At 72.3% G+C, this 7547-nt stretch carries 11 protein-coding genes and 1 pseudogene; 6 read left to right on the top strand and 6 right to left on the bottom strand.

Annotation, left to right across the window (positions count from 1 at the left end; translation table 11 throughout):
* Together CA983_RS37825 and CA983_RS37820 are read right to left on the bottom strand one after the other, a co-directional pair.
* Nucleotides 1–254: copper homeostasis protein CutC (locus CA983_RS37825; protein ID WP_279628496.1), on the bottom strand; the 254-nt coding region annotated here is incomplete at its 3' end.
* A gap of 122 nt (nt 255–376) precedes the next feature.
* Nucleotides 377–1057, bottom strand: coding sequence for a maleylpyruvate isomerase family mycothiol-dependent enzyme (locus CA983_RS37820; protein ID WP_086605246.1), 681 nt, complete (start codon nt 1055–1057; stop codon nt 377–379).
* A 47-nt stretch (nt 1058–1104) separates the two neighbouring features.
* On the opposite strand from CA983_RS37820, the gene CA983_RS37815 reads away from it, so the two are divergent.
* Complete coding sequence (locus CA983_RS37815; RefSeq protein ID WP_086605245.1) at nt 1105–1767, top strand: HD domain-containing protein; 663 nt, start codon at nt 1105–1107, stop codon at nt 1765–1767.
* A 34-nt stretch (nt 1768–1801) separates the two neighbouring features.
* Nucleotides 1802–2854: a GNAT family N-acetyltransferase gene (locus CA983_RS37810; protein ID WP_086605244.1), complete on the top strand. Its 1053-nt coding sequence runs from the start codon at nt 1802–1804 to the stop codon at nt 2852–2854.
* On the opposite strand, the gene CA983_RS37805 is transcribed toward CA983_RS37810, so the two are convergent.
* Complete coding sequence (locus tag CA983_RS37805) at nt 2827–3114, bottom strand: DUF4031 domain-containing protein (protein WP_086605243.1); 288 nt, start codon at nt 3112–3114, stop codon at nt 2827–2829. The genes CA983_RS37810 and CA983_RS37805 overlap by 28 nt on opposite strands.
* Nucleotides 3111–3494 (bottom strand): hypothetical protein, encoded by a 384-nt coding sequence (locus CA983_RS37800; RefSeq protein WP_086605242.1) that lies wholly within the window; start codon nt 3492–3494, stop codon nt 3111–3113. The genes CA983_RS37805 and CA983_RS37800 overlap by 4 nt, the downstream gene beginning before the upstream one ends.
* 55 nt (nt 3495–3549) lie before the next feature.
* On the opposite strand from CA983_RS37800, the gene CA983_RS37795 reads away from it, so the two are divergent.
* Nucleotides 3550–4536 (top strand): MurR/RpiR family transcriptional regulator, encoded by a 987-nt coding sequence (locus CA983_RS37795; protein WP_107500330.1) that lies wholly within the window; start codon nt 3550–3552, stop codon nt 4534–4536.
* 53 nt (nt 4537–4589) lie between these two features.
* On the top strand, nt 4590–5522 hold the full coding sequence (gene murQ / locus CA983_RS37790) for an N-acetylmuramic acid 6-phosphate etherase (RefSeq protein WP_086605240.1): 933 nt from the start codon (nt 4590–4592) through the stop codon (nt 5520–5522).
* 1 nt (nt 5523) lies between these two features.
* Here murQ and CA983_RS37785 read toward each other — a convergent pair whose 3' ends face one another.
* Both CA983_RS37785 and CA983_RS37780 read right to left on the bottom strand, forming a co-directional pair.
* Complete coding sequence (locus CA983_RS37785) at nt 5524–6168, bottom strand: hypothetical protein (protein ID WP_244207268.1); 645 nt, start codon at nt 6166–6168, stop codon at nt 5524–5526.
* A gap of 105 nt (nt 6169–6273) precedes the next feature.
* A complete protein-coding gene (locus tag CA983_RS37780) occupies nt 6274–6519 on the bottom strand; it encodes a hypothetical protein (RefSeq protein ID WP_107500329.1) in 246 nt (81 codons plus the stop codon).
* A 114-nt stretch (nt 6520–6633) separates the two neighbouring features.
* Here CA983_RS37780 and CA983_RS37775 point away from each other — a divergent pair.
* Both CA983_RS37775 and CA983_RS37770 read left to right on the top strand, forming a co-directional pair.
* Nucleotides 6634–7183 (top strand): annotated as a pseudogene (locus CA983_RS37775) (helix-turn-helix domain-containing protein); the annotation flags it as partial.
* Between the two features lie 97 nt (nt 7184–7280).
* A complete protein-coding gene (locus CA983_RS37770) occupies nt 7281–7490 on the top strand; it encodes a DUF397 domain-containing protein (protein WP_086605238.1) in 210 nt (69 codons plus the stop codon).
* Nucleotides 7491–7547 lie beyond the last annotated feature (57 nt).

Here is a 7547-nt window from a genome sequence, read left to right as displayed (position 1 = left end):
GCCTCCCGCAGCTCCCCCGCCACCCGCACCAGCCGGTCCACGTCCCCGGCCGCGAAGCCGTCGGCGAGCCGCAGCATCACCCGCAGCGAGAGGTCGACGGCACGGCGGATCCCGGCGACGGTGGCGGCCGACGGGGTGAGCCCGTCGGCCGCCATGTCGGTGACCAGCTCAAGGCGGTCCGCGCCTCCGGCCTGTGCGGCGACCGCGTCCTCGACGCCGAGGGCGATCACCTCCAGGACTGCACGCTTGCTCATGGGGCCCCTTCGTCGGCATGGCGTCGGCGTTCGGCGACAGGTCTAGATTTCGACAACAGGTCTAGTCCAATCAAGACTACGCTGCCCGCTCACGCCGGATTCCAAGCCCTGGGGGACATGGCTCACCCGTAGATGTTCAGGGACTTCGCCTCCACCCCGACCAGCTCGAACGCGGGCGCCCCGTCGACCGGCCGCCCTGTGTAGAGCCGCACCAGCGTCGGCCCGTCCCCGATGAAGCGCCCCGGGGGACGCTCCCCGCCGCTCTCCCCGAGCCGCAACGGTTCGTCCAGGTCGTCGAGGTCGGCGTGCAGCGGCACGTGCCCCCGCTCGCGGGTGATCCGGGCGAGCAGCGCCAGCGCGTCCGGCAGCCCGGCCCCGCCGTACGCCCCGGGCTCGCCGAAGGCCTCGCGCACGTCCCCGGCGTGCACCCACTCCCCCAGCGCGAGACCGTCCAGCTTCCCGTCCGCCCCGGCGATCACCGGCCCGGCCTCGGTCATCCCGCGCTCCAGCTCGTCGACCACCCGCGCGTTGCTCCAGCCGTCCCGCTCGGCGATGTCCCGGTCGTTCGACTCGGGCGAGAACACGCCCTCCTCGAACCGGTTCTCCACCACCCGCGTGAGCGCGGCCGAACAGTGCGCCAGCACCGACCGCACCGACCAGCCCGGACACGCCCTCACGGGCAGCGCGAAGTCCTCCTCGGCCCTGCCCCGCAACAGCGGGATCAGCGCGTCACGCTCGGTCGACAGCAGCCGCCCGGGCTGCTCGGGGTCCCGTACGTCGTACACATCAGCAGGAGTCGTCATGGGACCCACGCTAGGTGTCACACCCCCCTCAGCGGGAGAATGACCCCATGGCCGATCTCGACGCCCTCCGCGCCCGCTTCGTCCGCACCCTGGAAGCGGCCCGGGGCCCGGCCGGCGGCCCGGACCCGGTCCCGTACGCCGACGACCTGCTCGGCCGCTGGCAGGAGCCCCAGCGCCGCTACCACACGGTCGGGCACCTCACGGCGGTCCTGGACCACATCGACGTACTGGAGAAGTACGCGCACGACCCGGACGTGGTGCGGCTGGCCGCCTGGTTCCACGACGCCGTCTACCTCCCCGACCGGTCCGAGAACGAGGAACGCTCCGCCCGGCTGGCCGAGCGCGCCCTCCCCGAGGCCGGCGTGTCCGCCGCCCGGACCGCCGAGGTGGCCCGCCTGGTCCGCCTCACCGTCGGCCACGACCCCGCCGACGACGACCCCGACGGCCAGGTGCTGTGCGACGCCGACCTGGCGATCCTCGCCTCGCCCCCGTCGGCGTACGCCGCCTACACCGCCGCCGTCCGCGAGGAGTACCACTTCGTCCCCAGCGACGCCTTCCGCACGGGCCGCGCGGCGATCCTGCGCCAACTCCTCGACCTGCCGAGGCTGTTCAGGACGCCGTACGGAGCGTCGAAGTGGGAGGCGACGGCCCGCTACAACCTCACCGCCGAGCTGGAAATGCTGTCGCTTCCACCCGACGTCCCCTCGTAACCTGCCCGGCATGTGGACAACGGGTGCGGAACAGGTGGAACAGGCCGTCGCCGAGTGCGTGGGCCTGCTGGGGGCGGTGACCGACCGGGACTGGGAGGGCGTGCGGGCCGGGCGGCTGGAGTGGAGCTGCCGGGAGACGGCCGTGCACATCGCCGACGATCTCATCGGGTACGCGGGGCAGCTCGCGGGGCGCGAGCCCGAGGGGTACACGCCGTTCGAGATCTCGCTGGAGGAGGGGACGGACAACGCGGGTGCGCTGCGGGTGATCCACACGATGGGCGCCCTGTTCGCCGCCGCGATCCGTACGACACCGCGCGACGTGCGGGCCTTCCATCCGTATCCGTTCCGCAGCGCGAACCGCGAGGGGTTCGCCGCGATGGGCACGGCCGAGGTGCTGCTGCACACCCACGACATGGCCGAGGGGCTGGGCGTGTCGTACGAACCGGACCCCGAGCTGTGCGACTTCGTCCTCACCCGGATCTTCCCGCACGTCCAGCCCGGCCCCACCCCCTGGCAGACCCTGCTGTGGGCCACCGGCCGGGGCGATCTGCCCGGCCGCGACCCGGTGACCGAGTGGCGCTGGAGCAACAACCTGGTGCTGCCCACCGACCGGCTCACCCTTCAGGGCGTCACCCCGGCGGCGGCCGCCGATCTGGGCGCGGTCGGCGACGGCGGCTTCGAGTGGCTGGAGGGCGACCCGGCCGAGGGCACCCGGGTGGGCGCCGGGCTGGTGTTCAAGCAGTACGAGGACGGTGTCCACCGGCCGGAGTGGGGCATGTACGTCCTGGTCCGGCGCGAGGACGGCCGCGCGCTCGGCGCCATGGGCTTCCACGGCGTGCCGGACGGGTCGGGGCGGGTGGAGATCGGCTACGACCTGGTCGAAGCGGCCCGTGGGCACGGTTACGCCACCGAGGCGCTGCGCGCGCTGTCGGCGTACGCGCTGTCCCGGGACGAGGTACGGACCGTCGTCGCGAACGTCGAGCGGGACAACACGCCCTCGCACAACGTCCTCGCCCGCGCCGGGTTCAAGGCCGTCGCGGAGGACGCCGAGCAGGTCGCCTACGAACTGCGCGAACCCGGCGACTGAGCCCGCCCCTTGGGCCGCCGCAGCCCCGCCCCGTGCAGCAGCCGCACCACCTCGCGGCTGCTGACCTCCACGGCCCCGGCGGCCACGGCGTCCGCGTACCGCTGGGCAGGGATGTCGTAGTGGTCGCGTTCGAAGGCCCGCCGGGGCACGCCCAGGCGTTCGGCGAAGGTGTGCAGTTCCTCGTACGAGACGTCGCTGATCAGGTGGGACCACATGCGGCCGTGGCCGGGCCAGGTCGGCGGATCGATGTAGACGGTCACGAGGGCGCCGCTCCGCCGAGAGCCTCGCCCAGCGATCCCAGCGCCGCGACCTTCACACCCGCCTCGCCGCACACCCAGTGCGGGTCGGGCCCCAACTCCGGTTCCACGTCCAGCGCGTGCGGGTCGCCGGTGCCGCACACCGGGCACAGCGGCCAGCGGCCGTAGCGCTCCAGCAGGGCGTCCTGCACGTCCTGCGCGACCAGACCGGCGACGTACTGCGCGCCCTCCGGCCACTGCTCGACCCACCACCGCCGTCGCGTGACGGACTCCTCGACCAGCGACACGACGTCCGCCTCGGCGACGCGTCCCGCGACGAGGTCGGCCAGCACGAGGGCGCGCGCGGCGTGCAGCGCCTGCTCCAGGGGGCTGATGGGGTCCATGCCCCCATTGTGCGCACTCTTGACCACAACGCCGAGCCGAAAATATCTTTCAAGGGTGACCCGAAGAGTGAAGGAAAGTTTCGCCGACGAGTGCGGCGGCACGAGCGGTACGGGTGGCACGGGTGGCACGGGAGGCAGTGGCACGGGTGCCATGGCCGGCACGCTCGGCACCCCGCCCGCCCCCGCCGCCCTCGCCGCCAAGGTCCGCACGCTGGGCCCGTCGATGACGCGTTCCATGCAGCGCGTCGCCGAGGCCGTCGCGGGCGACCCGGCCGGCTGCGCGGCCCTCACGGTCACCGGCCTCGCCGAACTCACCGGCACCAGCGAGGCGACCGTCGTACGCACCGCCCGGCTGCTGGGCTATCCGGGTTACCGGGACCTGCGCCTGGCCCTCGCCGGCCTCGCCGCCCAGCAGCAGTCCGGCCGCGCCCCGGCCATCACCACGGACATCGCGGTCGACGACCCGATCGCCGACGTGGTCGCCAAGCTCGCCTACGACGAGCAGCAGACCCTCGCCGACACCGCCGCCGGCCTCGACACCGTCCAGCTGGGCGCGGCCGTCACGGCGCTGACCACCGCCCGCCGCACGGACGTGTACGGCGTCGGGGCGTCCGGGCTGGTCGCCCAGGACCTCACGCAGAAGCTCCTGCGCATAGGGCTGGTGGCGCACGCGCACAGCGACCCGCACCTGGCCGTCACCAACGCCGTGCAACTGCGCGCGGGCGACGTCGCGATCGCCGTCACGCACTCCGGGTCGACGGGGGACGTCATCGAGCCACTGCGGGTCGCCTTCGAGCGCGGGGCGACGACGGTGGCGATCACCGGCCGCCCCGACGGCCCGGTCGCGCAGTACGCCGACCACGTCCTCACCACGTCCACGGCCCGGGAGAGCGAGCTGCGTCCCGCGGCGATGTCGTCCCGGACCGGTCAGCTTCTTGTGGTGGACTGCCTGTTCGTGGGGGTGGCGCAGCGGACGTACGAGACGGCGGCGCCGGCGCTCTCGGCGTCGTACGAGGCGTTGGCCCACCGGCATCGTTCCTGAGCCGGCCCCGGCCCGCACCGGAAAGCACGGAAAGACACGGAAAGAGCCGTCCCATGACCTCCACCTCCGACCCCCGTGAGCTCAGAGCCGAGTTGGAGTCCCTGACCACCGAGGCGTTCCGGCCGGACCTCGCCGGCATCGACCGGCTGCCCACCCTCGACATCGCCCGGCTCATGAACGCCGAGGACGCCACCGTGGCCGGGGCGGTCGCGGCACGGCTGCCCGAGATCGCCGCCGCGATCGACGCCCTGGCAGAGCGGATGGCCCGGGGAGGCCGCCTGGTCTACGCGGGAGCGGGCACGGCGGGCCGGCTGGGCGTCCTGGACGCCTCCGAGTGCCCGCCCACCTTCAACACCGACCCCTCCCGGGTCGTCGGGCTCATCGCGGGCGGCCCGCAGGCCGTGGTCACCTCGGTGGAGGGCGCGGAGGACTCCCGGGAACTGGCCCGTGCCGACCTGGAGCCCCTCGGCCTGACCCCGGACGACACGGTGGTCGGCATCTCGGCCTCCGGCCGCACCCCGTACGCCATCGGCGCGGTCGAACACGCCCGCGCCCACCGCTGCCTCACCATCGGCCTCGCCTGCAACTCCGGCAGCCCGCTCGCGGCCGCCGCCGAGCACGGCATCGAGATCGTCGTGGGCCCCGAACTGCTCACCGGCTCCACGCGGCTGAAGGCCGGCACGGCACAGAAGCTCGTCCTCAACATGCTCTCGACGATCACGATGATCCGCCTGGGCAAGACCTACGGAAACCTGATGGTCGACGTCCGCGCCTCCAACGACAAACTGCGCGCCCGCTCCCACCGCATTGTCGCCCTCGCCACCGGCGCCGGCGACGAGGAGATCGAACGGGCCCTGGCCGCCACCGACGGCGAGGTGAAGAACGCGATCCTGACCATCCTGGCCGACGTGGACGGCCCGACGGCGGCGCGGCTGCTGGCGGAGTCCGACGGGCACCTGCGGGCGGCCTTGGCGGCGGCCGGCTGACTCACCGGCCCCGGCGGCGCTGACCGCCGTAGAAGGTGCCGCCCGCGAGGAGCAGGGTCAGTCCGGCGGTGACGGCGAGGGTGATCTCCGTGGTGTTCCGCTGATCGGGACTGTCGGGCAGCCTGGGATCGAGCAGCCCGAGCGGGTCCTCGCGGATCTCGACGCGGTCGCCGGGCTCTGCCTGGCCGAAGCAGTTCTCCTGCTGGGACACCTCGTACGTCCTCCGGTCCCCGCCGAGCTCCCTTACCGTGCAGAACATGTCCGGCCCGCGCCGCTGGTCCCGGTCGACCACCTGGGTCACCACGGCGTCGACGGGCTCTCCCACGGTGTCCATGTACGCCTCGTACACGGCGGGCCCGGCGAACAGCATCAGCGCGAATCCGCCGAAGGAGACGAGCGTCGCCGCCCCGGCCCGGTGCCAGAAACCGCCGATGACGCTGGCGGCGACCGCGATGGTCGCCATGCCGAGGACGACCCCGAGCCAGGTCACCCACTGTCCGACCGCGGAACCGACCAGCAGCAGTACGGGCACCACCACGGCCCACAGCGCGGAACCGACGGCCTTGCGCACGCCGGAGGGGGCCGGCCGTGAACTACCCGTCCCGCTGCCGCCGCCTGCCTCCACAGCCGTCCCGGACGCGCTCATGTCCCCCGAACTCCTGTCACAGGCACGTTCATCAGCGCCCGCCACGATATACAGCGGCGCGACGCCGCCGTTCACCGGAACCGCGCGACGTCGACCACCATTACTTCACCGTGACTTCGGCTTACGGTTGACCTGCCTCACCCGCGCCCGCAGCGTCTCCCTCACAGGCAGCGAGCGCAGTACGTCCGTCAGTTGCTCGGCCGTCCTTACATTGCACCGCCCCAGATCGACCAGGGCGAACGGCTCCTTGCTCGCACCGGTCACCGGGTCGACGCCCAGCGACGGCAGCACGGCACCGACACCCGCGAGCGCGTCCCGCAGTGCCTCCACGATCTCTTCGGTCGAACGCACCTTTCCCTACCTCCACGCTGAGTTTGTGATTCACCACACAGCGTGGCCGACCGGTGCCTAACCTGGCCATACACGGCGTTCCAACAACCCCAGGTGTACGACAGGAAGTTGCCCATGCCCGGTTCCAGGGACCTCGACCCGTCCTCCTCCCCTCGGGCCCTCCTGGGCGCCGAACTCCGCCACGCCCGCGAGAAGGCCGGCCTCAGCCAGGAGGAACTGGGACAGCGGCTGTTCGTGAGCGGGTCGTTCATCGGGCAGCTGGAGGCGGGGACGCGGCGGATGCAGCGGGAGTATGCGCGGTTGCTGGACGAGGAGTTGGGGACGGGGGATTTCTTTCAGCGGAACTGTGGGGCGGCGGCGAAGTCGAAGTATCCGGAGCATTTTGCGGAGGCCGTGGAGGCGGAGGCCGCGGCTACGGAGATCCGGCAGTTCGCGCCGCTCCTCATCCCCGGGCTGCTGCAAACTCCCGCGTATGCACGGGCCGTGTTCCGGGCGTACCGGCCCACAGCACCAGAGGAGATGATCGAGGAGTTGGTGACTGCTCGGACGGACAGAGCCCGCATCCTCGACGATCCAACAAGCCCTTTGTTGTGGACGGTGATTGACGAGGCTGCATTGCGTCGGCAGACCGGCGGGCCGGAAGTCATGGCAGAGGCGCTACGTCCGCCATCAGCAGCGCACCTTCCAACTCCTCACAGCGTGCGCCCTCTCCCCGGACGAATCTCCGGCCCTCATCAAGCACATCGCGCAGGATTGCGGCCATGAGGAGCATCCCTGAGTACGACCTGGACGGCGCGACCTGGCACAAGTCCAGCCACAGCGGCGGCAGCGGCGGCGACTGCCTGGAAATAGCCGGCCACCCCACCCTCGTCCCCGTCCGCGACTCCAAGAACCCCCATGGCCCGAAGCTCGTGTTCCGGACCACGGCCTGGGCCGCGTTCGTCACAGACCTCAAGGACGAGACGGCCTGAGCTTCGGGATCCGAGCTTCGAGCCCTCTTTTCAAGGAACGGGGAGAGGGCCCCAACC

Origin of the sequence: Streptomyces swartbergensis (genome assembly GCF_002148965.1) — a bacterium.
GTDB classification, from domain to species: domain Bacteria; phylum Actinomycetota; class Actinomycetes; order Streptomycetales; family Streptomycetaceae; genus Streptomyces; species Streptomyces swartbergensis.
Note: the sequence above shows the minus strand (reverse complement) of the source record. Positions and strands in the feature narration are given on the sequence as shown.